The organism is Streptomyces sp. NPDC107522 (genome assembly GCF_055657525.1).
Genome location: NZ_JBVKAU010000013.1, coordinates 56802 through 82378, shown reverse-complemented (window position 1 = coordinate 82378; position 25577 = coordinate 56802). Strand labels below are relative to the sequence as shown.

Sequence of the window (25577 nt, the reverse complement as noted above, 5' to 3'; positions counted from 1 at the left end):
CCCCTTGACGCGTATACGAAGCCGTCATTTACTCACGCCTCGCACGCCCCCTCCATCCCCCACTTCAGAAGGGCGGCGCTCCATGAGGAGATCCACTCGATCCAGCCGATCCACCCGATCCACTCGGACGCTCGGGCTGCTCCTCGCCGGGCTCCTCACCACGGCCGGTATCTCGGCGACCGGCTTGTCGACGGCCACCCCCGCACAGGCCGCGGGCGAACAGGTCACCGCCTGGCTCACCACGACCGACGACGCCGGCGGACGCCATGTGGTCCGCGGGCTCCAGCCGCAGACGCCGTTCGCCTTCCAGGCCGGGTCCGGCGGCAGCGGCGAGAACATCACCGTCGACGAGAACACCCGCTACCAGACCTTCACCGGCGGCGGCGCGTCCTTCACGGACACCGCGGCCTGGCTGATGGACGGCAGCGGTGCGCTGTCGCAGGCCACGCGGGACGCCACCATGCGCAAGCTGTTCTCCCCGACGGAGGGCATCGGGCTGTCCTTCCTGCGCAATCCGATGGGCGGGTCGGACCTCGCCCGCTTCGGCTACACGTACGACGACATGCCGGCCGGGCAGACCGATCCGGATCTGTCCGAGTTCTCGATCGCCCACGACCTCCAGGACGTCGTGCCGCTGACGAAGCAGGCGCTTCGGCTCAATCCCTCGCTCACCGTGATGGCCTCGCCGTGGACGGCCCCCGCCTGGATGAAGGACAGCGGGCAGCTCAACGGGGGCTGGCTGAAGGCGGAGTACTACGGGACGTACGCCTCGTACTTCGTGAAGTACGTCCAGGCCTACCAGGCCCAGGGCATCCCGATCTCGTACGTCACCGCCCAGAACGAACCGACCTGCTGCTCGGGCTACCCGTCGATGAGCTGGAACGCGAGCGGGCTGGCGTACTTCACGAAGAACGAGCTGCTGCCGAAGCTGCACAGCGCCGGGCTGTCGGCGAAGGTGCTGGCGCACGACTGGAACTGGGACACCTACGACGCGTACGCCGCGCACACCGTCGACGACGCGGCGGTCCGCTCCCACCCGAACTTCGGCGGGATCGCGTGGCACGGCTACGGCGGTGACGTGGCCAAGCAGACGCAGGTGCACGACCGGTACCCGCAGCTGGACGCGTTCGGCACCGAGCACTCGGGAGGCACCTGGATCGCGAACCAGCAGCGCGAGGACATGCTGAACATCGTCGACTACACCCGGAACTGGGCGAAGTCGGTGACGAAGTGGTCGCTGGCCGTGGACCAGAACCGGGGGCCGCACAACGGCGGCTGCGGGGTCTGCGACGGCCTGATCACGGTCCACAACGGGGATTCCCGGCACGGGCAGGTCGACTACACCGTCGAGTACTACACGATGGGCCATCTGACGAAGTTCGTACGGCCGGGTGCGCAGCGGATCGCGTCCACGGCGTCGTCGTCCGTGCCGAACGTGGCGTGGCGGAACCCCGACGGCTCGAAGGCGCTGATCGCCTACAACGACGCCTCCACCGCGAAGACGGTGACCATCAACTGGGGTTCACAGCACGCCACTTACTCACTGCCGGGCAAGACGTCGGCGACCTTCACCTGGAGGTGACGACGGGCAATTCCTCGGACGTTGCAGGAGGGCGGGGCGCGGGTGCTCCCAGCGGGGCCCGCGCCCCCAACCGCCCGGCTGGTCCATCTACTCGGCGGGGGTCACCCCGGCCCGCAGCAGTCCGTACGTGTACGCGTCCTCCAGGGCCTGCCAGGACGCCGCGATGACATTCTCGGCGACGCCCACCGTGGACCACTCCCCCGCCCCGTCGGACGTGGAGATCAGGACGCGGGTGGTGGACTGGGTGCCGTGGACGCCCTCCAGGATGCGGACCTTGTAGTCGACGAGGTCGAGCTTGGCGAGCTGGGGGTAGATCTTCTCCAGGGCCACGCGCAGGGCGCGGTCCAGGGCGTTGACCGGGCCGTTGCCCTCCGCCGTGGCGACGATACGCTCGCCCTTGGCGAAGAGCTTGACCGTGGCCTCGTTGGCGTGGGTGCCGTCGGGGCGGTCCTCGACGATCGCGCGCCAGGACTCGACCTGGAAGTACTTGAGGGGCTTGCCCTCGACCTCCGCGCGCAGCAACAGCTCGAACGAAGCGTCCGCAGCCTCGTACGTGTAGCCCTTGAGCTCGCGCTCCTTCACCCGCTCGACGACCCGGCCGACCAGCTCGCGGTCGCCGCCCAGGTCGATGCCGAGTTCCTTGCCCTTGAGCTCGACCGAGGCGCGGCCCGCCATGTCGGAGACGAGCATCCGCATGGTGTTGCCGACCAGCTCGGGGTCGATGTGCTGGTACAGGTCCGGGTCGACCTTGATCGCGGAGGCGTGCAGGCCGGCCTTGTGCGCGAAGGCGGAGACGCCGACGTAGGGCTGGTGCGTGGACGGGGTGAGGTTGACGACCTCGGCGATGGCGTGCGAGATGCGGGTCATCTCGCGCAGGTGGCCGTCGGGGAGGACCTTCTTGCCGTACTTCAGCTCCAGGGCCGCCACGACCGGGAACAGGTTGGCGTTGCCGACGCGCTCGCCGTAGCCGTTGGCCGTGCACTGGACGTGGGTCGCGCCCGCGTCGACCGCGGCGAGGGTGTTGGCGACTGCGCAGCCGGTGTCGTCCTGGGCGTGGATGCCCAGACGGGCGCCCGTGTCCGGCAGGACCGTCGATACGACCGCCTGGACCTGGGCGGGGAGCATGCCACCGTTCGTGTCGCACAGGATGACGACGTCCGCTCCGGCCTCCGACGCCGTGCGGACGACGGATTTCGCGTACTCGGGGTTGGCGCGGTAGCCGTCGAAGAAATGCTCGCAGTCCACGAAGACGCGGCGGCCCTGCGAGCGCAGGTACGCGACCGTGTCGCGGACCATCTCCAGGTTCTCGTCGAGGGTGGTGCGCAGGGCGAGCTCGACGTGGCGGTCGTGGGACTTGGCGACCAGGGTGATGACGGGGGCGCCGGAGTCCAGGAGTGCCTTGACCTGCGGGTCCTCGGACGCCTTGCCGCCGGCGCGGCGGGTGGCGCCGAAGGCGACCAGCTGGGCGTGCTTGAAGTCGATCTCCTGCTGGGCGCGTGCGAAGAACTCGGTGTCCCGCGGGTTGGCGCCGGGCCAGCCGCCCTCGATGAAGCCCACGCCGAACTCGTCCAGGTGACGGGCGATGGCCAGCTTGTCGGCGACGGTGAGGTTGATGCCCTCCCGCTGGGCGCCGTCGCGCAGGGTGGTGTCGAAGACGTGGAACGAGTCGTCGAGCTCGCTGGATACCGTCATGGTCGTAAGGCTCCTGTGTTGGATCTCGGTCTACCGGAATGACCGGCTCCACCGCCCCCACCTATGGTCCCTCGCGCTCTCCGCCCGGCTGCGGGTGGGCCGGGAAACAGAAAAACCTCTCGCGGGTGCGAGAGGTCTGCGCGCGGGTCGAGGACGACGGTGTCCACCCGTACCTGGTCGTACGTGGTGGTCACTGCGGACCGGCGCGCCTGCTGCCAATAATCATGGCGAACGAGAGCACGGGGGCAGTCTGGCACAAGTCGCCCCCGTGCTCACCGTCCGTCTCAGGATGCGAGCACTGTGCTGATCATCGTGTGTGGCGGACGAAGCCGTCGTTCACGCCGTTGGTGTCGCCGGCGACGAGCTGGGCCGAGGCGCTGCCGAGGCTGACGCGCTTGGCCCCCGCGCTCACCGAGGTCAGCCAGACGTAGGTGTCCGTCACGGGCCCGCCGGTGACGGACTCGCTGATCAGGCGGGTGGAGCCGGTGCGCAGGTCGCGCAGGTAGACGTTGGCCGGGCCGAGCGTTCCGTCGGGCAGCCTGGGGGTGGCCTCGTACCCCACGTACCGGCCGTCCGCGCTGATCACGGGGCGGTCGGGCATGCTCTCGCCGTCGGGCCCGGCGTCGATCCGCCGGGTGACGTCCCTGCGCAGGTCGCGGACGTAGATGTCGGACGCGTCCGGGCCGCCGCCGGGGACCAGGACCTCGTCCCAGTTCTGGAAGGCGACGGTGCGGCCGTCCCCGGAGAGCGTGGCGGGCAGCGCGTACCGCTGGGCCGGGGAGCCGTCCGCCTTGACGTTGACCCGCTCCTCGGTGCCGGTGCGGCGGTCGTGCACCCAGGTGATGCCGTTGGAGCTGCGCGGGACGAGCTGCGTGTACAGCACATACCGGCCGTCGTCGCTCACGTCCTGGAACAGCGCCGGGTTGGTGGGGCGGTCCGGGTTGCTGATCCGCTTCGTCGTGCCGGTGCGGCGGTCGAAGACGTACACGGCTCCGAAGAGGTCGCGGGCGCCCTCCTCCATCCGGCTGGCCTTGGCGTTGAAGGCGATGTAGCGGGCGTTCGCGGAGAGGTCGGCGCCGGCCGCGTAGGCGGAGCCCCCGTCGAAGCCGACGCTGATCCGCCGCGTGGTGCCGGTGCGCCGGTCGTGCAGATAGATGTCGGCGGCGCCCGCGTCCGCGGGTGGGGTGTCCCAGGGGACCAGGTTCCGCGCGATCGAGCTGAACAGGACGTACCGCCCGTCGGCGCTGATGCCCTGCACGGACGACTGCTGGTCGGCCTGCGTGCCGTCCGAACTGACGCTGACCCGCTCGACGGTCCCCTTGCGCAGGTCGCGCACGAAGACGTCCGACGCGCTGTTGGTGTCGCCAGGCACCAGGTTGGACGCGTCGGCCGTGAAGGCCGCGAAGCGGCCGTCGGCGCTGAGCTGCGGTCCGTAGGAGGCGCCGTTGCCCTGGTCCCCCGTCGCCGACAGGGTGACCCGCTCGGTGGACGGGACGCGGGGCCCGGCGCCCGCCGACGTTCCGGTCAGGGCCACCGTGGCGGCGACGAAGGCGGCGGCGAGCGCGACGGCTCGCTTGGTGCTGTGCATGGTTGTTCCCCCGTGAGTGGTTGTGGTCATGGCACTGTCCGCAGGAAGACGTCCGACACCCCGTTGGTGTCCCCTTCCACCAGATCGGATGACGCCGAGTTGACGCTTCTCCCCCGGCGCCCCCTCCGGCTCGCTCCCTGCCCAGGGCTCCCTACGAGGCAAACGCACCACGCGCTACAGGGTCAATCCGTAAAATTGCGTACAACCAGGACGTGCGCTCACGCGTCCGCGAGGAGGCTGTCGTCCAGGAACTCCCGTACGTGACGCAGAACTTGCGCCCGGTCCGTGCCGCGCAGCCCGATCGCCACATGGATGGAGAAGCCGTCGAGCAGGGCCCGCAGGCGGGCGGCGAAACGGTCCGGGTCGACCGCTCGGAACTCCCCCCGCGACACCCCCTCCGCCAGCAGGGCCACCAGGTCCCGGTGCCAGGCGCCCTCGATCGCGGCCTGCCGGTCGCGGGCGGCGTCGTCGGCGTTCTGCGAGCGGTTCCAGACCTCCAGCCAGAGGGTCCAGTGCGGGTCGCGGTGGCCATCGGGGACGTACAGGTCGACGTAGGCGTCGAGCCGTTCGCGGGCCGGTGCCGTACGGGTGAGCAGGCGCCCGCGCTCGGCGCCGAGCCGGCCCTCGCTCCACTCCAGGGTCTGCAGGAGCAGCTCGTCCTTGGAGTGGAAGTAGTAGAGGAGATGGCCGCTGCTCATGCCGACCTCGCGGCCGAGCGCCGCCATGGTGAGCTTCTCCAGACCGCGCTCGGCGATCATGTCCATGGCCGCGGCGAGGAGGTCCTCACGCGGCGGCGCGTTCTTCCGCGCCCGCGCCGCACCGGTCGCACCGGTCGCCCGCGCCGCACCGGCCATCTGCTGCTCCTAGATCTTCGGCTGCTGCTGTGTGATGCAGTGGATCCCTCCCCCGCCAGCGAAGATGGTACGGGCGTCCACCAGCGTCACCGTCCGCTCCGGGAAGAGCCGGCGGAAGATACCGGCCGCGAGCTCGTCACGCGGGTCGTCGAAGCCGCACAGCACCACGCCCCCGTTGCAGAGGTAGTGGTTGATGTAGGAGTAGTCGGCCCAGTGGCCGTCGGCCTCCAGGACGGTCGGGGCAGGGACCTCGACGACCTCCAGCCGGCGGCCGCGCGCGTCCGTCGCCGCCTTCAGGATGCCGATGACCTCCTTGGTCACCTCGTGGTCGGGGTGGGCCGGGTCCGGCTGATGGTGGGCCACGACCACACCGGGGCGGGCGAAGGCGGCGACGATGTCGACATGGCCGAGGGTGCCGAAGCCGTACGGGGGGTAGTCGCCGGTGAGGCCGCGCGGCAGCCAGATCGCCTTGCGGGTGCCGAGCATGGCGTGGATCTCCGCCTCGACCTGCTCGCGCGTCCAGTGCGGATTGCGCTCGGGGCCGAGCTGGACGGTCTCCGTGAGCAGCACCGTGCCCTCGCCGTCCACATGGATCGCGCCGCCTTCGTTGACGAGATCCGAGGCATACGTCTTCGTCGACCCCGCGAGGTCGGAGACGTACGCGGCGATCTTCGCGTCGTGCTCCCAGCGGGCCCAGTCCTGGGCGCCCCACCCGTTGAAGGTCCAGTCGACAGCGGCGAGTTCACCCTTCCCGTTGGTCAGGAAGGTGGGGCCGATGTCGCGCATCCAGGCGTCGTCGAGGTCCCGTTCGACGGTGTCCACCCCCGGCCCGAGCAGCGTCCGGGCCTCCTCGGACTGCCCCGGACCGCACACCACCGTCACCGGCTCGAAGCGGCGGACGGCACGGGCGACCGATGCCCAGGCCAGCCGGGAGGCGGCGAGTTCCCCGGGGTCCTCGAAGGTCGCGTTCGGGCCCGGCCACGCCATCCAGGTGCGCTCGTGCGGGGTCCATTCGGCGGGCATGCGGAAGCCGTCGGCGGCAGCGGACATCAGTGATCCTCACAGGCGGTGGCGTTCAAAGGAAATACAGGCGGTTGAGGGAGACGGACTCGGCGGGCTCGGAGCGCAGCGGCTCTCCGTCGAGGGTGACCAGCCCCGTGCGCTGGTCCACATCGACCGCTCCGGTACGGGAGTTCAGCCGCAGGTCGGCCGGCCCGATGCCGCGCGTGCCGCGCACGGCGACCCTCCGGCGCCGGGTGGGCATCGAGTCGTTGCCCTTGTCGACGGCGGCCTGGGCGACGAAGGCGACCGAGATGTCCGCCGGTGTGGCGCCGTACGCCCCGAACTGCGGGCCGAGGACCAGGGGTTCACACGTGTCGGTGGCGGCGTTGGGGTCGCCCACCACGCCGTATGCCGGGAAGCCGGCCTTCAGCACGAGCTGCGGCTTGGCGCCGAAGTACTCCGGCCGCCACAGCACGATGTCGGCCAGCTTGCCGACCTCCAGCGACCCCACCTCGTGCGCGAGGCCGTGTGCGATGGCCGGGTTGATGGTCAGCTTGGCCATGTAGCGCAAAACGCGTTCGTTGTCGTGACCGCCGTCCGGGGCGCCGAACTCGGCTTTCATCTTCCCGGCCATGGCGAAGGTACGGCGGACCGTCTCACCCGCGCGTCCCATGCCCTGCGCGTCCGACGAGGTGATGCCGATCGCGCCCAGGTCGTGCAGGACGTCCTCGGCGCCCATGGTCCCGGCGCGGATGCGGTCACGGGCCATGGCGGCGTCGCCGGGGAGGTCGGTCTTCAGGTCATGGACCGAGACGATCATGCCGTAGTGCTCGGCGACGGCGTCCCGACCGAAGGGCAGGGTGGGGTTGGTGGAGGAGCCGATGACGTTCGGGACGCCGGCCATCTTCAGCACGTTCGGCACGTGTCCGCCGCCGCAGCCCTCGATGTGGAAGGCGTGGATGGTGCGGCCCTCCAGCACGCGGAGGGTGTCCTCGACGGACAGGCACTCGTTCAGCCCGTCGCTGTGCAGGGCGACCTGGACGTCGTGCTCCTCGGCGACGCGCAAGGCCGTGTCCAGCGCCCGGGTGTGGGCGCCCATGTCCTCGTGCACCTTGAAGCCACTCGCCCCGCCCTCGGCCAGCGCCTCGACCAGGGGCGCCGACGAGGACGACGAACCGCGCCCGAGAAAGCCGATGTTGACCGGCCAGGCGTCGAACGCGTTGAACGCATGCCGCAGCGCCCACGGCGAGTTGACCCCGACACCCCACACCGGCCCGAACTCCTGCCCGATGACCGTGGTCACCCCGGAGGCCAGCGAGGCCTCCATGATGCGCGGCGACAGCAGATGGACATGCGTGTCCACGGCCCCGGCGGTGGCGATGAGTCCCTCGCCGGACACGATGGACGTGCCCGTGCCGACGACGACGTCGACCCCGTCGAGGGTGTCGGGATTCCCGGCCCGCCCGATCGAGCAGATCCGGCCTTCCCTGATCCCGATGGAGACCTTCCGGATCCCCAGCGCCGCGTCGATCACGACGACGTTGCTGATGACGACGTCACAGGTCTCCCGGACGGCGGCCGCCTTGAGATGCAGCCCGTCCCGGGCGGTCTTGCCGAACCCGGCGAGGAACTCGTCGCCGTAGCGCTGGGAGTCGGACTCGACGCGGATGGTGAGACCGGAGTCGCCGAGCCGGATGCGGTCGCCGACCCGCGGACCGTGCGTGGCGGCGTACTCGTACGGGGTGAGGCGGCGGGCCTCTGCGGGGTGGCCTCCTGGGCGGCTCATCGCTCGACCTCCTGATCAACTGCTTCCGATACGCCACCAGTTGCAACCGGGACGCCATCAGGTGTTTCCGATACGCCGAGGTAGCCGCAGGCCGCGGCGCGGCGCAGTGCCTCCTCGCGGGCGCCGGGCGCGTCCAGCGGCCCGTCGACCAGACCGGCGAACCCGATGGCGATCCGGTCACCCCCGATCGGCACGAGCCCGACCTCGACGCTCTCCCCCGGCCCGAAGCGCACGGACGATCCGGCGGGGACGGCGAGCCGCATGCCGTAGGCCGACACACGGTCGAAGTCGAGGCGCGGGTTGGCCTCGAAGAAGTGGAAGTGGGAGGTGACGGAGACGGGGACGGTCGCGGTGTTGGTGACCGTGAGCCGTACGACCGGTTCGGGCTCGGCGTGCTCGGGCCCCGGCAGCAGAGCGCCGGGAGCCTGCGGACCGAGCCCGCCCCCGATCGGGTCGGACACGACCGCGAGCCGCGAGCCGTCGTCGAAGACCGCCTCGACATGCACCTCGGTGACGACGTCCGCGACACCCGGCAGGACGTCGTCCGGACCGAGCACCGACCGGGCACGCTCGATGGCCTCGGCGAGCCGGACCCCGTCCCGGGCGGCCTCGCAGACGGTGTCCGCGATGAGCGCGGTGGCCTCCGGCACGTTGAGCCGGAGGCCTCGGGCCCGGCGGGCGCGGGCCAGCTCGGCGGCTCCGAAGAGCAGCAGCCGGTCACGTTCCGTGGGAGTCAGTCTCATGACGCGGGCACCTCCTTGCCTCCCTCACATTAGAGCATCACTCTAAACATGAAATCCCGAGAACCAGAAGTGTTGACTCGGCGGAACCGATCCCTCACATTGAACGTCGCTCTAACTCTGGCGGCCGATCGAAGGAGACCTGCCATGCCGATGGAACAGCGCGGAGTCGACACCATCCCCGACGAGGAACGCACGAGCGGACCACGGGACCTCGTCTCGATCCTCCTGGGATCGAATCTCTGCCTGGGAGTGATCGTCTTCGGCTGGCTGCCGCCGTCCTTCGGCCTGGGCTGGTGGGCGTCGGTCAGCTCGATCGTGGTCGGCACTCTCGTCGGCACGGCCCTCACCGCCCCGCTGGCCCTGATCTCCCTGCGCACGGCGACCAACCTGTCCACGTCCTCCGGCGCCCAGTTCGGCGTGCGGGGCCGCCTGGTCGGCTCGGTCGTCGGCCTGCTGCTGGCGATGGGCTACTCCGCGCTGACGGTGTGGATCGGCGGCGATGTGATGGTGAGCGTGCTGGGCCGCCTGTTCGGCATGCCGGCGAACGAGGTGTCGTACGGCGTCGTCTACGCACTCCTCGCCGCCGCGACCGTCGCCGGTGCGGTGTACGGCTACCGCGTGCTGCTCGCCATGTCCCGCGTCCTCGCGATCGGCATGACGGCGCTGCTGGTCCTCGGCGTGATCGCGTACGCCCCGCACTTCACGACGGCCGCACTGCCGGAGGCGGGCGGCTATCTGCTGGGCGGCTTCTGGCCCACCTGGCTGCTGGCGATGGTGGCGGCGGGACTGTCCGGCCCGATCGCCTTCATCACCCTCCTCGGCGACTACACCCGCTACATCTCCCCGGCCCGCCACACCTCCCGCCGGGTCCTGCACGCGACGTGGCTCGGCCTGATCCTGGGCCTGCTGGTCCCGCAGCTGTTCGGCACCTTCACCGCGTACGCGGCGCAGGCCGCCCTCGACTACGCCGGACCGCTCGTCTCCGCGTCGCCCACCTGGTACCTGGTCCCGCTCCTGCTGGCCGCCTCCGCGGGCTCGGTCGGCAACGCCGGCCTGATGCTCTACTCCATGGGCCTCGACCTGGATGCCATCCTGCCGCGCGCCTCCCGCGCCCAGGCGACGTACGCGGTCGCGGTCGTCGCCACGGTGTGCGTCTTCGTCGGCCACTACGCCTCGACGGCACAGGACGCGATGACGTCGTTCGTCCTGCTGCTGACGGCGATCGGCACCCCGTGGGCCGTCATCACCCTCATCGGCTTCGCACGGTGCCGTGGGGTGTACGACTCGGAGGCTCTCCAGGTGTTCAACCGGCGGGCGCGGGGCGGGATCTACTGGTTCCGCGCCGGCTGGAACGTCCGGGCGACGGTGTCGTGGGCGCTGGGTGCGGTGGTCGGCGTACTGGCGGTCGCGCTGCCGTCGTACGAGGGGCCGCTGCTGAGCCTGACCGGTGGGGTGGACTGCAGCTTCCTGTTGTCGGGGCTGGTAGGAGGCGTGGCGTACGCGCTGTCGACCCCGGGTTCCGTGAAGGCGGAAACCGGGGCCGACAACTCGGTGCCGGTCGGCGAAAACAGCCCGTCGTGGGGGTCCCCCCGCTCGAGCGAAGTCGAGAGTGGGGGAGTTTGAGGACGAGGCCCCTTCAGGGCCGAAGCGGGGGTCTGGGGGCGGCAGCCCCCAGCGGCCCCGGCCTCAACGCCGATCAACTGTTCAGCCCAGCTTGTGCATCCAGCCGTGCTTGTCCTCGGACTTGCCCCTCTGGATGTCCAGGAGAGCCTGGCGGAGCTTCATCGTGACTTCGCCGGGCTCTCCGCCGCTCTGCTGCCACTCGGCGCCGGTGCGCTTCACGGTGCCGACCGGGGTGATGACCGCCGCCGTGCCGCAGGCGAAGACCTCGGTGAGGGTGCCGTTCTCGGAGTCGCGCTGCCACTGGTCGACGGAGATGCGGCCCTCCTCCGACTCGTAACCGAGGTCGCGGGCGACCGACAGGAGGGAGTCACGGGTGACGCCCTCCAGGATGGAGCCGGTGAGGGACGGGGTGACGATCTTGTCGCCGTACACGAAGTACAGGTTCATCCCGCCGAGTTCCTCGACCCACTTGCGCTCGACCGCGTCCAGGTAGCAGACCTGGGCGCAGCCCTTGGCGGCGGCCTCGGCCTGCGCCAGCAGGGACGCGGCGTAGTTGCCGCCCGTCTTCGCGTCGCCCATGCCGCCCGGCACGGCGCGGACGTGGTCCTCGGAGACCCAGATGGACACCGGCTTGACGCCGCCGGGGAAGTAGGCGCCGGCCGGGGAGGCGATGACCATGAACAGGTACTCGCTGGCGGGCTTCACGCCCAGGCCGACCTCCGTCGCGAACATGAACGGACGCAGGTAGAGGGACTCCTCGCCGCCGTGCGCCGGGACCCAGGCCTCGTCCTGCTGCACCAGCACGTCGCACGCCTCGATGAACGTCTCCACGGGCAGCTCCGGCATGCCGAGCCGGCGGGCGGAGGCCTGGAACCGCGTCGCGTTCTTCTCGGGACGGAACGTGGCGACGGACCCGTCGGGCTGGCGGTACGCCTTGAGGCCCTCGAAGATCTCCTGCGCGTAGTGCAGGACCATGGTGGCCGGGTCGAGGGAGATCGGCGCGTACGGCACGAGCTCGCCGTCGTGCCAGCCCCGGCCCTCGGTCCACTTGATCGTCACCATGTGGTCGGTGAAGTGGCGGCCGAACCCGGGGTTGGCCAGTATCGCCTCGCGCTCGGCGGCGGAGAGCGGGCTGGCGGAGGGCTTGAGCTCGATCGTGGGCGTCGTCATGAGTGGATGTCCTTCACCGGTTTTCGTTGTGGCGGGCCGCACTCACGCCAGTACTGCCCGTGGCCAGTGCTAGGACGTCCGAGCATTCCTTCATTCCGCGGCTCCGCGTTCGATTATCGCAAGCGGGTGCCGTGGAAGAAATCGGCCTGTTCGGCGTGATCGGCGTGAAACCGCGACCCAGGGTTGATGGTGTCACCCGGCGGCGGACATGGGGAAGCCGCCGGGTGCGAAGTGACCCGACGGCTTCGAAAGGATCGAGTGGCGCGCCGGATCAGCCGGCTACTCGTGCGGCCAGCGCGTCGCCGATCTCGGCGGTGCTGCGGGCGGGCTTGCCGGTGCGCTCGGCGAGGTCGGTGGAGACCGCCCCGTCGATGCGGGCGGCCTCGGCGTCGTAGCCGAGGTGGCGCAGGAGCAGGGCGACGGACAGGACCGTGGCGGTGGGGTCGGCCTTGCCCTGGCCGGCGATGTCGGGCGCGGAACCGTGGACCGGCTCGAACATCGACGGGAACTCGCCGGAGGGGTTGATGTTCCCGCTCGCCGCCACGCCGATGCCGCCGGAGACGGCCGCGGCGAGGTCGGTGATGATGTCGCCGAAGAGGTTGTCGGTCACGATGACGTCGAACCGCTCGGGCTGGGTGACCAGGTAGATGGTCGCCGCGTCGACGTGCATGTACTCGGTGGTGACCTCGGGGAACTCCTCGGCCACCTTGTTGAAGATGTTGGTCCACAGGTGACCGGCGAAGGTCAGCACGTTGTTCTTGTGGATCAGCGCCAGCTTCTTGCGCGGGCGGGCCTGCGCCCGGGCGAAGGCGTCGCGGACCACGCGCTCGACGCCGTACGCCGTGTTGACGGAGACCTCGGTGGCGACCTCGTGCTGGGTGCCCTTGCGGATGGTGCCGCCGTTGCCGGTGTACGGGCCCTCGGTGCCCTCGCGGACCACGACGAAGTCGATGCTCGGCTCACCGGCGAGCGGGGTGGCGACGCCCGGGAGGAGCTTCGACGGACGCAGGTTGACGTGGTGGTCGAAGGCGAAGCGCAGCTTGAGCAGGAAGCCGCGCTCCAGCACGCCGGAGGGGACGCTGGGGTCGCCGATGGCGCCCAGCAGGATGGCGTCGTGCTGCTTGAGGGCGTCGAGGTCGGCGTCGGTGAGGGTCTCACCGGTGGCGTGGTAGCGCCGGGCGCCGAAGTCGTACTCCTTGGTCTCCAGCTTCACATCCTGCGGAAGGACGGCGGAGAGGACCTTCAGGCCTTCGGCCACGACCTCCTGGCCGATGCCGTCACCCGGAATCACTGCGAGATTGAGGCTGCGAGACATGTCGGCACCCTACTCCTCGTCCCATGGAATGACATGCCGCGTCCGCGATGCGGACAGCCGGACGGGGGACGGCGTTAGTGCGTCGGCTGCCGTTCACCCGCATGTGGGGCGGGTGTTGGCCTTTGCTGGGAAGTTCCCTTCCATGGACATCCCCGACTTCGGCATCCCGCCCCAGCTCGCCCGCCGTATGAGCATGGCGGAACAGCACGAGTACCTGCGCACCAAGCTGTCCCGGCGCCGCACGCTGGTGACGGCGGGCGCGGTGGCGGGTGGCCTGCTGACGGGTTGCTCCGGTTCGGGGGCAGGTGCCGCCGGCCCGAAGGCCTCGGCTTCGGCGTCCGCGTCCGCCCTCACCGAGGTGCCGGGCTCCGCCGTCGCACCCTTCGGCCGCCATCTCGCCTTCGGCGCCGACCCGAAGACGCAGATGCGGATCTCCTGGCAGGTGCCGGCCGCGGTGAGAAAGCCGTACGTCCGGATCGGTCTGCGCCCCGACGACCTGGGCCGGAGGATCGAGGCGGAGGTGCGCGATCTGAAGACCCCGGCGCTCCAGGGCATCCGCCCGGCGTTCGAGCAGTACTACGTCCACGCGGCCCTGGACACCCTGCGCCCCGGCACGACGTACTACTACGGCGTGGGTCACGACGGCTTCGACCCCGCCGAACGTCGGCACCGCTCGACGATCGCCACCTTCCGCACGGCTCCCGCCACCCCGGAGACGTTCACCTTCACGGCCTTCGGCGACCAGGGCGTCAGCGAGGCGGCGTCCGCCAACGACCATGTCCTGCTGCGCCAGGACCCCGCCTTCCACCTCCACGCCGGCGACATCTGCTACGCGAACGTCAATGGCCGGGGCAAGGAGTCGGACGGCTATGACCCCGGTTTCTGGGACCTGTTCCTCAAGCAGACCGAGTCGGTGGCGAAGTCGGTGCCGTGGATGGTGACGACCGGCAACCACGACATGGAGGCCTGGTACTCGCCGGACGGCTACGGCGGCCAGCTCGCCCGTTTCTCCCTCCCGGACAGCGGCTTCGACCCGCGTACGGCGCCGGGGGTGTACGCCTTCACGTACGGCAACGTCGGCGTGGTCGCGCTGGACGCGAACGACGTGTCGTACGAGATCCCCGCCAACCTCGGCTACACGGAGGGACGGCAGACGAAGTGGCTGGACCGCAAGCTGGGCGAGCTGCGGGCCGACACCTTGGTCGATTTCGTCGTCGTCTTCTTCCACCACTGCGCCTACTCGACGTCGACACACGCCTCCGACGGCGGCATCCGCGCGGAGTGGGTGCCGCTCTTCGCCAAGCACCAGGTCGACCTGGTGATCAACGGGCACAACCACGTGTACGAACGGACCGACGCAATTCTGAACGGCGAGGTGGGCAGGCCGGTCCCGATCGGCGCGACGACGGACCCGACGCGGGACGGGATCGTGTACGTCACGGCGGGCGGCGGCGGCAAGGACCTGTACGGCTTTCCGACGGGCGTCGAGGAGAGCTACGAGGGCCATGTCACCGAGCGGGAGTCGGTCGACTCCTTCACGTGGACCAGGTCACGCGACACCAAGGCGGAGAGCGTCGAGTGGTCGCGGGTGCGGTACCGGGGCTTCTCCTTCCTCGCGGTGGAGGCGGAGGCCGGCGCGAAGCCCCGGCTGAAGGTGTCGGCGCTGACGTCCGAGGGCGAGCGCGTCGACCATTTCGAGGTACGGCGCCGGTAGGGGCGCGGGGAACTGCGCGACCAGCCACGACGCCGCCGCAGACGAACGACGACACATCGCGGCACTACCCAGTCGCGGCACTACCAGCGGAGCGCTACGCAGCCTGGTGACCGGTGGCTCCGCCGTTGTCCCGGCGGTCAAGCGCGCGCTGCAGCGCGGCCGCGGCGTTCTTGCGGTCGGACTCGGTCGTACGGGAGAGGTGACGGACTCGACGGCGGGCGGTCGTCTCGGCCATGGGAAATCGACTCCTTCGGCAATCCTGGAGTGCAACAAGGGGTTACGAGACGCCGGGTGGGGCGGGGAGCGGTGCCGCAGGGGTTGCCTGCACGGGGCCCGGCTCACGACCGCCATTCGCTTGATCGAGCGAGACGTTCGGCTTCTACAAAGCTAAGCGAGGACGGGGCATCTGTCTCCACAATTACTCGGACTTCCTACTATCTGAGACGGTGGAGTAGGTCACACGCCGCTGACCTGCGCTTTCATCATCACACCCGAGGGACGGACCTGACAGCGGATCGCCCACCCGGCTGATGATCCGGGCGGCACGGGACGGACGGCCACGACGAGGGGAACGCTGAGGTCATGAACGACACGGCGAAGGTGTTCCTCGAAGGCGGCCCGGACGATCTGCCCGAACGGATCGTCCCGACCCCGTCCCCCGGCCCGGACGTGAAGATCAAGCTCCGCGGTGGATACGAGCACTTCAGGCCGACCTCACGGCAGGCGGACACAGCGGAGGGCGCGCTGCCGGTGTACGAGTGGTGGGAGCGGACGGAGATCGCCGAATAGCCCCCCAGGACAGCGCGAGGGGCCGGGCGTGTCGCCCGGCCCCTCGCCGCATGCTGACCGACCGTCAGCCCATGTGCGGGTAGGTGTAGTCGGTCGGCGGGACCAGCGTCTCCTTGATGGAGCGGGTCAGCGTCCAGCGCATCAGGTTCTGCGGGGCGCCGGCCTTGTCGTTGGTGCCGGAGGCCCGGCCGCCACCGAAGGGCTGCTGGCCGACGACGGCGCCGGTCGACTTGTCGTTGATGTAGAAGTTGCCGGCCGCGTAGCGCAGCTTCTCCATCGTGTACGCCGCCGCCGCGCGGTCGGCCGCGATGACCGAGCCGGTGAGCGCGTAGGCGGACACCGACTCCATCTGGTCCAGCATCTCCTCGTACTTGTCGTCCTCGTAGACGTGCACGGCGAGGATCGGGCCGAAGTACTCGGTGGTGAAGACCTCGTTCTCCGGGTCGTTGCACTCGATGACGGTCGGGCGGACGAAGTAGCCCACCGAGTCGTCGTAGGAGCCGCCCGCCACGATCGTGCAGGACGAGTCGGACTTGGCGCGGTCGATCGCGGCCTTGCTCTTGGCGAAGGCGCGCTCGTCGATGACGGCGCCGATGAAGTTGGACAGGTCGGTGACGTCACCCATGGTGATGTAGTCGACCTCGGCCGCGAACTCCTCCTTGAAGCCGGAGTTCCAGATCGACGCCGGGATGTACGCCCGGGAGGTCGCCGAGCACTTCTGGCCCTGGTACTCGAAGGCACCGCGGGTCAGCGCGGTCTTCAGGATCGCCTTGTCGGCGCTCGGGTGGGCGACGACGAAGTCCTTGCCGCCGGTCTCGCCGACGATGCGCGGGTAGGAGCGGTACTTCTCGATGTTGTTGCCGACCGTCTTCCACAGGTACTGGAAGGTCTTGGTCGAGCCGGTGAAGTGGATGCCCGCGAGGTCACGGTGCTCGAGAGCCACCTTGGAGACCTCGATGCCGTCGCCGGTGACGAGGTTGATGACGCCCTTGGGCAGACCGGCCTCCTCGAGCAGCTGCATGAGCAGCACGGCGGCGTGGGTCTGGGTCGGGGACGGCTTCCACACGACCACGTTGCCCATCAGCGCGGGGGCGGTGGGCAGGTTGCCCGCGATCGCCGTGAAGTTGAAGGGCGTGATCGCGTAGACGAAGCCCTCCAGCGGGCGGTGGTCGAGGCGGTTCCAGACGCCCGGGGAGTTGGCCGGGGGCTGCTCGGCGAGCAGGTCACGGGCGTACTTCACGTTGAAGCGCCAGAAGTCGACGAGCTCGCACGGGGTGTCGATCTCGGCCTGCTGGGCGGTCTTGGACTGGCCGAGCATGGTGGAGGCGGCGAGGGTCTCCCGCCAGGGACCTGCCAGCAGCTCGGCGGCGCGCAGGATGATCGCCGCACGGTCGTCGAAGGACATCGCACGCCAGGCCGGCGCGGCGGCGAGGGCCGCGTCGATGGCGTCCTGGGCGTCCTGCTGGGTGGCGTTGCCGTAGGTGCCGAGGCGGGCCTTGTGGTTGTGCGGCTGCACGACGTCGAACCGCTCACCGCCGCCCATCCGCTTCTCGCCGCCGATGGTGCAGGGCAGGTCGATCGGGTTCTCGGCCAGCTCCTTCAGCTTGGCCTCCAGCCGGGCGCGCTCGGGCGAGCCGGGGGCGTAGCCGTGCACCGGCTCGTTGACGGGGGTGGGGACCTGGGTCACAGCGTCCATGGGTTCCGTAACTCCTTGACTTGAGCGGTGTTCTCGAGCGGGTGCGGGCTCAGCCCTTGGTGATCATGCTTCGGACGAAGAAGCGCAGGTTCGCCGGCTTCTCGGCCAACCGCCGCATGAAGTAGCCGTACCAGTCGGTGCCGTAGGCGGTGTAGACGCGCATGCGGTGGCCCTCGGCGGCGAGGCGCAGGTGCTCGTCGCTGCGGATGCCGTACAGCATCTGGAACTCGTACTCGTCGGGCTTTCGCCCGGCGCGCCGCGCGAGTTCCTGGGCGATGGAGATCAGGCGCGGGTCGTGGGACCCGATCATCGGATACCCCTCACCCTCCATCAGAACCTTGAGGATGCGGACGTACGCCTTGTCGATCTCGTGTTTCTGCTGGTAGGCGACCTCGGCGGGCTCCTTGTACGCGCCCTTGACCAGGCGCACCCGGCTGCCGTTCGCGGCGAGGCGGCGGGCGTCGGCCTCGGTGCGGAAGAGGTAGGCCTGGATGACGCAGCCGGTCTGCGGGAAGTCCCCGCGCAGCTCCTCGTGGATGGCGAACATCGAGTCGAGGGTGGTGTGGTCCTCCGCGTCGAGGGTGACGGTCGTACCGATGGCGGCGGCGGCCTCGACGACGGGGCGGACGTTGGCGAGGGCGAGCTCGTGGCCGCCGTGGAATGTGGGGGCGGGCCCGGAGGGCCCTTCGAATAGGGCGGTGGTGGGCGACGCGAGGGACTGCCCGAACATCGACAGCTTCACGGACATCTCGACGCGCTCGCCCAGCCCCAGATCCTTGATCCGGTCGACGAGGCGCAGATAGGCGTCCCGGGCGGCCTCGGCCTGCTCGGGGCGGGTGATGTCCTCGCCGACGACGTCCATCGTCAGCTCCAGGCCCTTGCCGGTGAGGTCCTCGATGATCGGCACGATCTCGTCGACGGTCTCGCCGGGGATGAACCGGTCGACGACCTGCTTCGTCACCGGGGCCGCCGAGATCAGGCGTCGCATCCGGTCGCTGCGCGACGCGGCGAGAATCACGGGACCCAGCACGGGGCACCTCCACAAACAGCAGAAAGGCGGCCGAATCCCGACCATTCGGGTACGGCACGGAGAACCACCGTGAAACCTAAGGATCCCTCCGATCGTCGGCCATCGACAGCTGTCACGCATCCGTGCCGCAGATCTCAGACAGATGTATGACGCCCCTGCGGTTATACGGGAGAATGCCCGAGTGACAGCCGATTACAAAGGCGACTACCAGGAGCTGGTCGACGAGATCTCGGAGCTCCTGGGTGTCCCCGCGACGCTGGAGAACCGGGACTTCGAGCTGATCGCCTTCGGCGCGTACGACAGCGAGGGCGAGCTGGACGCGTCGGCCCTGGACCCGGTCCGCACCCGCTCGATCCTGACGCGCCGCTCGACGGCCGCGGTGCGCAGGTGGTTCGAGGGCTTCGGCATCACGCGGGCGACCGGGCCGGTGCGGATCCCGCCGACTCCGGAGGCCGGGGTGTACCGGGGGCGTATCTGCCTGCCGGTACGCCATCGGGGTGTCGTCCTGGGCTACGTCTGGCTGCTGGACGACGACCCGGGCCCGACCGAGCGGCAGCTGACGGCCGCGATGGAGGTGACGGCCCGCATCGGCGAGCTGCTCGCCGACGAGGCGCAGCACGGGGCGGATCTCGGCCGGGAGCTGCGGGCGGTGCTGACCGCCGAGGGCGGCTGGCAGGGGGACATGGCGGTGGCCGAGCTGCGCACGGCGCTGGGCCCGCGCGCGGACGGCGTCCATACGGTGGTCTGCGTGGCGCCCTGGCCGTCGGCCGACCCCGACGACGCCCCGTCCGTGCGTACGGTGCCGCACGCGACGGCGCTGTGCACTCTCCCGTGGGGCGCGAGCGGGCAGAGCCTCGCGATGCTCGTCCGGCTGCGCTCACCGGAGGTGCGGACGGCGGCGCTGGCGGCGGCGTCCCGGCTGCTGAAGGAAGGGGCGGCCCAGCCGCCGTCCCGGCCGTCCGCCCAGCCCCGGTCACCGCTGGCGGCCGGCCTCGGCGAACCGCGCACGGGCCTCGCCGACCTGAACACCGTCTGGCAGGAGGCGTCGGCCGCGGCGCGCGCGGCGCTGGCGGAGCCGAGGCTCGGGCCGGTGGCCGAGTGGTCGCGCATCGGGGCGTACCGCCTGCTGACCTCCCTCTCCCCGCAGACGGCCCGCGACCCCGCGGTCGCCCCACTCCTCTCCCCCGCCCACCAGGAACTCGCCCGCACCGCCGAGGTCTACCTGGACTGCGCGGGCCAGGCCGGCCGCACGGCCGCCGAACTCGGCATCCACCGCCAGACCCTGTACTACCGCCTGTCCCGCGTCGAACAGCTCACGGGCCTGGACCTGGACGACGGGGAGGACCGGCTGCTGCTGCACATGGCGTTGAAGGGTGCGCGGCTCTAGGCACGGCCACCGGGCAGTCTCACCGGGGCAACGCATTTCTGAAAACGATTGTCATCATGCTACGGTCGCGGCAACCGCTCTCTTGACCGCCCTTTTACCCGGAGGGTTCCGTGCGCCTGCCCGCCCACCGCCTGCTCCCCGCCACCGCCCTCACCGCCGCCTCCGCCCTGCTCACCGGCTGCTTCGCCGGAGCGGAGTCCGCGGCGGACACGGCCACGGACGGCAAGCGCATCCGCCTCGCGATGATGCAGCCCCCTCGCTCCGGCCTGTCCCCGCTGTCCGACGACGCGTTCAAGCTGGCCCGCTGGTCGACTGCCGAGACCCTGGTGAAGCTGGACGAGGACGGCGACGCCCGGCCCGCCCTCGCCACCGAGTGGCAGCAGTCCGGCCGCACATGGACCTTCGAGATACGCGACGGCGTCACCTTCCACGACGGCACGAAGCTCGACGCGCAGGCCGTCGTGCGGTCGCTCACCGAGGCCGCCGGCGCCTCCCCCAAGCCCCGCATCCTCGACGGCGTCGACCTGACCGCGAAGGCCGAGGACGCCGACACGGTCACCGTCACGACCGCCGCCGAGGACCCCCTGGTCCCGCAGCGGCTCAGCTCACCGCAGCTGTCGATCCTGGCGGCGAAGGCGTACAGGGGGAAGACGGTGAACCCCGTCGGCGCCGGCACCGGCCCCTTCGAGCTCACGAAGGTGGGCGGCACCGCCTCCGCCACCCTCGACCGCTACGACAAGTACTGGGGCGGCAAGGCCAAGGCCCCGGGAATCGACGTGACGTTCGTCCCCGACGGCACCGCCCGCGCGGCAGCGCTCCGCAGCGGCGAGGCCGACATCGTCGAGGCGGTTCCGGTCTCGCAGGCCGCCGTCCTCGACCAGGACCTGATCACCGAGGTCCCGATGCCGCGCACCAACACGCTCTACCTGAACACCGACAAGGGCGTCTTCAAGGACGCCTCGCTGCGCGCCGCCGCCCGGGAGGCGATCGACGCCAAGTCGATCGTCGAGGGCGTGTACGAGGGTCGGGCGGATGTCGCCGAAGGACTGCTCGGGCCCGCGCTGCCGTGGGCGGCCGACCTGCGCACGCCCGTCAGGCACACGAAGGCCGGCAAGCCGAACGGCACGACGATCACCATCGGCACCTTCACCGACCGGGCCGAGCTGCCCGAGGTCGCCGCCACGCTGCAGCAGCAGCTGCAGAAGGCCGGGTTCAAGGTGAAGCTCGACGTCCGCGAGTACGCGAACATCGAATCGGACGCCCTCGCGGGCAAGTTCGACGCGTTCGTCCTCTCCCGCGCCACCGTCCTCGACTCCGGGGACCCGGCCGCCTACCTGTACAGCGACTTCGCCTCCGACGGCTCCTTCAACATCTCGCAGCTCGCCGACTCCTCCGTCGACGCCGAGCTGAAGAAGGCCGGCGAGACGAAGACCGGCGAGGCCCGCCGCAAGGCGATCATCGCGGCCGAGGCCGCCGTGCTCACCGCGGACGCCGCCGTGCCGATGCTCCACGAGCGGGTGATCCAGGGCGACGCCACCGGTGTCGTCGACTCCGCCCACGACCCGCGTGAGCGTGAGCTCGTCACGGTGGACACGTACGTCAAGTGAAGGCCCTGGTGAGGAAGGCGGTCGGCCCCGCCGAGCTGACCCGCCTCGGCTGTCTCGTCGCGGTCCTGGCCACCGTCGGCCTGCTGCCCTGGCTTTCGCACAAGGACCCGGCGCTCACCGTGCTGCGCGCCCGGTCGGCCGAGCAGGAGGCGACCGACGAGGCCCTGTCCGCGATCCGCGAGGACCTCGGCCTGGACGCCGGTCCCCTTTCCCTGCTGGGGAGTTGGGCCGCGGACCTGCTGCGCGGCGACTTCGGCACCTCCTGGGTGTCGGGGCACGACGTCCTGCCGTCCGTCGTCGCCGGGCTCCAGGTGTCGCTGGGCCTGATGGGCGCGGCGCTCGGCGTGGCGGTCGCGCTGGCCGCCGTACTGGTGGCGCCGGTGCTGGTGCGGGGACGCGGGTCGGCCGGGGCGTTCGCCGCCATGCTGGCCGCCGTACCGGAGTTCCTGCTGGCCACCGTCGCGCTGCTGGTGTGCGGGGTGTGGCTGGGGTGGCTGCCGACGGCCGGCTGGGCGGGCCCCGAGTACCTGGTGCTGCCCGCGATCGCACTCGGTGTCCCGGCGGGCGGTCTGCTCGGCCGGCTGGTCGCGGACGCGCTGCCCGCCGTCCTCGACGAGCGGTGGGTGGAGCTGTGGCGCGGCGCGGGAGTGAGCCGTACGAGGATCTCGGCGGCGGCCCTCAAGCGCGTACTCCCGCCACTGGTACCGCAGTTCGGGATGGTTGCCGTCGGCCTGACCGGCGGGGCGGTCGCGGTGGAGATGGTGTTCGCCGTGCCCGGCATCGGCCGTACGGCGCTCGGCGCGGCCAAGTCGCAGGACCTCCCGCTGCTCCAGGGCTCGGTGCTGGCCCTGCTGCTGCTCGGCCTGCTCGCCGGCGCGGCCGCGGCGCTCACCCGGCGACGGCTGCTGGGCCCCGCCCTGCGTGACGCCGGTCTGACGCTGCCCCCAACGCGCCCGGTCCGTACCCACCCGGCGATCCCGTTGACGCTGTTCGCCGTCCTCGCGGTGACCATCGGCTGGGGCCTGCTGCGTGACCCGTACACGGTCAACACCGCCGCCCGCCTCGCCGCCCCCTCCTGGGCACACCCGCTCGGCACCGACGCCCTCGGCCGCGACGTGCTCGCCCGCCTCGGCCACGGCGCCGCCTCCACGGTCGGTACGGCCGCCGCCATCTGTGCGCTGAGCCTCCTGGTCGCGCTCGTACTGGGCTTCCTGCCCGGCGTCGCGGCGGGCGCGGCGGACATCGCCAACGCCCTGCCCCCCGTGATCGTCGGCATCCTGGTCGCGGCGGCGACCGGTCCCGGCGCCGGGGGCGCGGCCCTCGCCGTCGCCCTGATCTCGTGGCCGGCGCTGTCCGCGCACGCCGCCGCGCTGGTGCAGGAGGTGCGGGCGTCGGCGTTCCTGACCGCCCAACGGGCCATGGGCGCGACCCCGTTCTGGATCCTCACCCGGCACGTCCTGCCGTCCGTCGCCGCCCCGGTCGCCCGGCACGCCCTGCTGCGCCTGCCCGGCATCGCCCTCGCCCTGGCGTCCCTCGGCTTCCTGGGACTGGGCGCCCAGCCGCCCGCCCCCGAGTGGGGACTGCTGCTCGACGAGTCCCGCGCCTACGTCGAACGCGCCCCGTGGGCGGCCCTCGCCCCGGCCGTCGCACTGGCCCTGCTGGCGGGGCTGGCGGTGTCGGGGGCGGCGGCCGTACACGGCAGGCGGCCGCGCCCAGCACCCCGGGTCGCGCGCGGCACAGGTGCCGTACGGAAGGAGACCCCCGTTGGATGCTGAGAACCGCTCCGAGGCGCTGTTGTCGGTGCGCGAGCTGCGGATCGCCTTCGACGGCGTCGAGGCCGTGCGCGGCCTGTCCTTCGAGGTCCGGCCCCGCGAGGTCCTCGCGATCGTCGGCGAGTCGGGCGCGGGCAAGTCCCTCACGGCCCGGGCGCTGCTGGGCATGCTGCCGCGGGGCGCTACGACGAGCGGGACGGTCGAGCCGGACCTCGCGCCCCACCGCGGCCGCCGCATCTCCCTCGTCCCGCAGGACGCCCTGTCCGCCCTCTCCCCCGTACACCCGGTGGGCGACCAACTCGCCGCCGCCGTACGGTCGGTGTCCCGCGTCTCCCGCAAGGAGGCCCGGGCCCGCGCGGTCGCCGCGCTCGACCGGGTGGGCATCGCGGACGCCGCGCGCAAGGCGCGGTCGTATCCCCACGAGTACTCCGGCGGCATGCGGCAGCGCGCCGTCATCGCCATGGCGACGATCAACGAGCCGGACATCGTCGTCGCCGACGAACCCACCACCGCCCTGGACGAGGAACGCCGCGACCAGGTGCTGCGGGTGCTCGCCGAGCGGCGGGAGGCCGTCGGGGCCGCGCTCGTGCTGGTCACGCACGACATGGACGCAGTACGGGATCACGCGGACCGCGTGCTGGTCATGTACGCCGGACGCCTCACCGAACTCGGCCCGGCGGACGAGGTGCTGAGCCGCCCCCGCGCCCCCTACACGGCAGGCCTGCTGGCCTCCCTTCCCCAGCACGCACCCCCGGGCCGCCGCCTCCCCGCCCTGCCCGGCACCCCGCCCGCCCCCGGCGCACTCCCGCCGGGCTGCGCCTTCGCCCCGCGCTGCCCGCTCGCGGCGGACGTCTGCCGTACGGCGGAACCGGAGCCGCACGATGTGGAGGGACGCCTGGTGGCCTGCCATCGCTGGCAGGAACTCCCTCACCCGGCCACGGAGTTGTTCCAGAACCAGGAAGAGAAGCGGCAGCCCGCATGAGTGATGACGCCCTGCTCGACGTCCGCGACCTCGTGGTCCGCTACGGCGACGTCACCGCCGTCGACCACGTCTCCTTCACTCTGGCTCCCGGCGAGACCCTCGCCCTCAACGGCCCCTCCGGCTGCGGCAAGTCCTCCACGGCCCTGGCCGTGCTCCAGCTGCGCCGCCCCGACGCCGGTGAAGTCAGCTTCGAGGGGCGGGAGTTGACACGCCTCACGGAACGCGAGCTGCGCCCGATCCGCCCGCGCATGCAGCCCGTTTTCCAGGACCCGTACGGCTCACTGAACCCCCGCCACCGCATCCGCGACGCGGTGGCGGAACCGCTGCGGATACAGGGCCGCCGGCCCACCCCCGATCGGGTCGCCGAACTCCTCGACCGGGTCGGCCTCGACCCGTCGTACGGCGACCGCCGGCCGCACGAACTCTCCGGCGGCCAGTGCCAGCGCGCCGGAATCGCCCGCGCGCTGGCCTCCGAACCACGCCTGCTGGTCCTCGACGAACCGGTCTCGTCCCTCGACCCCTCTGTCCGGGCCGGCATCCTGAACCTGCTCGCCGATCTCCAGGACGATCTCGGACTCGGCTACCTGTTCATCTGCCACGACCGGGCCGTCGTACGGCATTTCGCGCACCGGGCGATCGAGATGCATGACGGGTGCGTCATTTCCGGTTGACGCCCTCGATGACCCGGCGCAGACCCTCGGTGAGCTGCTCGGCGCCGGGCGCGGTCTTCGGGTCGAAGGTCCACTGGGCGATGAGGCCCGTCATCAGGGTGTTGTAGAGCTGCCCGATGGAGTCCACGTCCTCCTCCGCGACGTCCTCCTCCCGGCCCCCGAGGAACAGCGGAAGGATCCCTCGGGCGGCTTCGCGCTGCGCCTGCGCCAAGTGGTCGCGCACATCGGGCAGTTGATCACCCATGGCGATGATCTCGACGCTGAGGTGCCAGATGGAGTCGGGCTCCCGCATGGTGCGGATGATGCTCGCCCAGACCTCGTGGAAACGTTCGAGCGAGCCCGGAGCGGTGTCGAAGGCGTCGGACAGTTCCCAGTCCTCGGACACCTCGCCCACGAGGGCGATGTACGCCTCGGCCAGGAGCTTGTCCTTCGAGCCGTAGTGGTAGCCGATCGACGCCAGGTTGGTCCCCGACTCCTTGACGATGTCGCGCGCCGTCGTGCGCACGAACCCCTTCTGCAGCAGGCAGCGCTTGGCGCCTTCGAGCAGGTCCTCACGGTGTCCCATGTCCGCCAC

20 protein-coding genes and 1 pseudogene are annotated in these 25577 nt (G+C 71.0%); 9 read left to right on the top strand and 12 right to left on the bottom strand.

Annotated features, from left to right (window positions below; genetic code table 11):
• Positions 1-82: 82 nt before the first annotated feature.
• Positions 83-1576: pseudogene (locus ACZ7L6_RS32105) on the top strand (glycoside hydrolase family 30 protein); the annotation flags it as partial.
• 93 nt (positions 1577-1669) lie between these two features.
• Here ACZ7L6_RS32105 and cimA read toward each other — a convergent pair.
• From cimA to ureA, 6 genes are all read right to left on the bottom strand, one after another.
• On the bottom strand, positions 1670-3274 hold the full coding sequence (gene cimA / locus ACZ7L6_RS32100) for a citramalate synthase (protein WP_471930000.1): 1605 nt from the start codon (positions 3272-3274) through the stop codon (positions 1670-1672).
• 307 nt (positions 3275-3581) lie between these two features.
• On the bottom strand, positions 3582-4862 hold the full coding sequence (locus tag ACZ7L6_RS32095) for a hypothetical protein (protein WP_471929998.1): 1281 nt from the start codon (positions 4860-4862) through the stop codon (positions 3582-3584).
• A gap of 218 nt (positions 4863-5080) precedes the next feature.
• Positions 5081-5716, bottom strand: a complete 636-nt coding sequence (locus ACZ7L6_RS32090; protein WP_471929996.1) for a TetR/AcrR family transcriptional regulator — start codon at positions 5714-5716, stop codon at positions 5081-5083.
• A gap of 9 nt (positions 5717-5725) precedes the next feature.
• The gene (locus tag ACZ7L6_RS32085; RefSeq protein WP_471929994.1) at positions 5726-6766 is read right to left on the bottom strand and encodes an agmatine deiminase family protein; all 1041 of its coding nucleotides are present in this window, start codon (positions 6764-6766) and stop codon (positions 5726-5728) included.
• 25 nt (positions 6767-6791) lie between these two features.
• Positions 6792-8504 carry an urease subunit alpha gene (locus tag ACZ7L6_RS32080; protein WP_471929992.1) on the bottom strand — a complete coding sequence of 571 codons (1713 nt, stop codon included), beginning with the start codon at positions 8502-8504 and terminating at the stop codon, positions 6792-6794.
• Positions 8501-9247 carry an urease subunit gamma gene (gene ureA, locus ACZ7L6_RS32075; RefSeq protein ID WP_471929990.1) on the bottom strand — a complete coding sequence of 249 codons (747 nt, stop codon included), beginning with the start codon at positions 9245-9247 and terminating at the stop codon, positions 8501-8503. The genes ACZ7L6_RS32080 and ureA overlap by 4 nt, the downstream gene beginning before the upstream one ends.
• Positions 9248-9391: 144 nt before the next feature.
• On the opposite strand from ureA, the gene ACZ7L6_RS32070 reads away from it, so the two are divergent.
• Positions 9392-10870 (top strand): cytosine permease, encoded by a 1479-nt coding sequence (locus tag ACZ7L6_RS32070; RefSeq protein WP_471929988.1) that lies wholly within the window; start codon positions 9392-9394, stop codon positions 10868-10870.
• 81 nt (positions 10871-10951) lie between these two features.
• Here the strand turns inward: ACZ7L6_RS32070 and ACZ7L6_RS32065 are convergent, their stop codons facing one another.
• Both ACZ7L6_RS32065 and ACZ7L6_RS32060 read right to left on the bottom strand, forming a co-directional pair.
• Complete coding sequence (locus ACZ7L6_RS32065) at positions 10952-12040, bottom strand: branched-chain amino acid aminotransferase (RefSeq protein ID WP_471929986.1); 1089 nt, start codon at positions 12038-12040, stop codon at positions 10952-10954.
• Positions 12041-12311: 271 nt separating this feature from the next.
• Positions 12312-13355 (bottom strand): 3-isopropylmalate dehydrogenase, encoded by a 1044-nt coding sequence (locus ACZ7L6_RS32060; RefSeq protein WP_471929984.1) that lies wholly within the window; start codon positions 13353-13355, stop codon positions 12312-12314.
• Between the two features lie 142 nt (positions 13356-13497).
• Between ACZ7L6_RS32060 and ACZ7L6_RS32055 the strand changes: the two genes are divergently transcribed.
• Positions 13498-15069, top strand: a complete 1572-nt coding sequence (locus tag ACZ7L6_RS32055; protein ID WP_471929982.1) for a purple acid phosphatase family protein — start codon at positions 13498-13500, stop codon at positions 15067-15069.
• A 94-nt stretch (positions 15070-15163) separates the two neighbouring features.
• On the opposite strand, the gene ACZ7L6_RS32050 is transcribed toward ACZ7L6_RS32055, so the two are convergent.
• Positions 15164-15304, bottom strand: a complete 141-nt coding sequence (locus ACZ7L6_RS32050; protein WP_383827991.1) for a hypothetical protein — start codon at positions 15302-15304, stop codon at positions 15164-15166.
• Positions 15305-15651: 347 nt separating this feature from the next.
• Here ACZ7L6_RS32050 and ACZ7L6_RS32045 point away from each other — a divergent pair, with 347 nt between their 5' ends.
• Entirely contained in the window at positions 15652-15858 is a 207-nt protein-coding gene (locus tag ACZ7L6_RS32045; protein ID WP_471929980.1) for a DUF5988 family protein, read from the top strand.
• Positions 15859-15922: 64 nt separating this feature from the next.
• Here ACZ7L6_RS32045 and pruA read toward each other — a convergent pair whose 3' ends face one another.
• Positions 15923-17554, bottom strand: a complete 1632-nt coding sequence (gene pruA / locus ACZ7L6_RS32040) for an L-glutamate gamma-semialdehyde dehydrogenase (RefSeq protein ID WP_471929978.1) — start codon at positions 17552-17554, stop codon at positions 15923-15925.
• A 49-nt stretch (positions 17555-17603) separates the two neighbouring features.
• Positions 17604-18584, bottom strand: a complete 981-nt coding sequence (locus tag ACZ7L6_RS32035; RefSeq protein WP_471929976.1) for a proline dehydrogenase family protein — start codon at positions 18582-18584, stop codon at positions 17604-17606.
• A 142-nt stretch (positions 18585-18726) separates the two neighbouring features.
• Between ACZ7L6_RS32035 and ACZ7L6_RS32030 the strand changes: the two genes are divergently transcribed.
• The 5 genes from ACZ7L6_RS32030 (at position 18727) to ACZ7L6_RS32010 (ending at position 25003) form a co-directional block, all read left to right on the top strand.
• Complete coding sequence (locus ACZ7L6_RS32030; RefSeq protein WP_471929974.1) at positions 18727-19971, top strand: PucR family transcriptional regulator; 1245 nt, start codon at positions 18727-18729, stop codon at positions 19969-19971.
• Between the two features lie 110 nt (positions 19972-20081).
• The gene (locus ACZ7L6_RS32025) at positions 20082-21578 is read left to right on the top strand and encodes an ABC transporter substrate-binding protein (RefSeq protein WP_471929972.1); all 1497 of its coding nucleotides are present in this window, start codon (positions 20082-20084) and stop codon (positions 21576-21578) included.
• Positions 21575-23353 (top strand): ABC transporter permease subunit, encoded by a 1779-nt coding sequence (locus ACZ7L6_RS32020; RefSeq protein WP_471929970.1) that lies wholly within the window; start codon positions 21575-21577, stop codon positions 23351-23353. The genes ACZ7L6_RS32025 and ACZ7L6_RS32020 overlap by 4 nt, the downstream gene beginning before the upstream one ends.
• Positions 23343-24332, top strand: a complete 990-nt coding sequence (locus ACZ7L6_RS32015) for an ABC transporter ATP-binding protein (protein ID WP_471929968.1) — start codon at positions 23343-23345, stop codon at positions 24330-24332. The genes ACZ7L6_RS32020 and ACZ7L6_RS32015 overlap by 11 nt, the downstream gene beginning before the upstream one ends.
• The gene (locus tag ACZ7L6_RS32010; protein WP_471929966.1) at positions 24329-25003 is read left to right on the top strand and encodes an ATP-binding cassette domain-containing protein; all 675 of its coding nucleotides are present in this window, start codon (positions 24329-24331) and stop codon (positions 25001-25003) included. The genes ACZ7L6_RS32015 and ACZ7L6_RS32010 overlap by 4 nt, the downstream gene beginning before the upstream one ends.
• Here the strand turns inward: ACZ7L6_RS32010 and ACZ7L6_RS32005 are convergent.
• Positions 24990-25568 (bottom strand): TetR/AcrR family transcriptional regulator, encoded by a 579-nt coding sequence (locus tag ACZ7L6_RS32005; RefSeq protein WP_471929964.1) that lies wholly within the window; start codon positions 25566-25568, stop codon positions 24990-24992. The two genes, ACZ7L6_RS32010 and ACZ7L6_RS32005, sit on opposite strands and share 14 nt — an antisense overlap.
• Between the last annotated feature and the right edge of the window lie 9 nt (positions 25569-25577).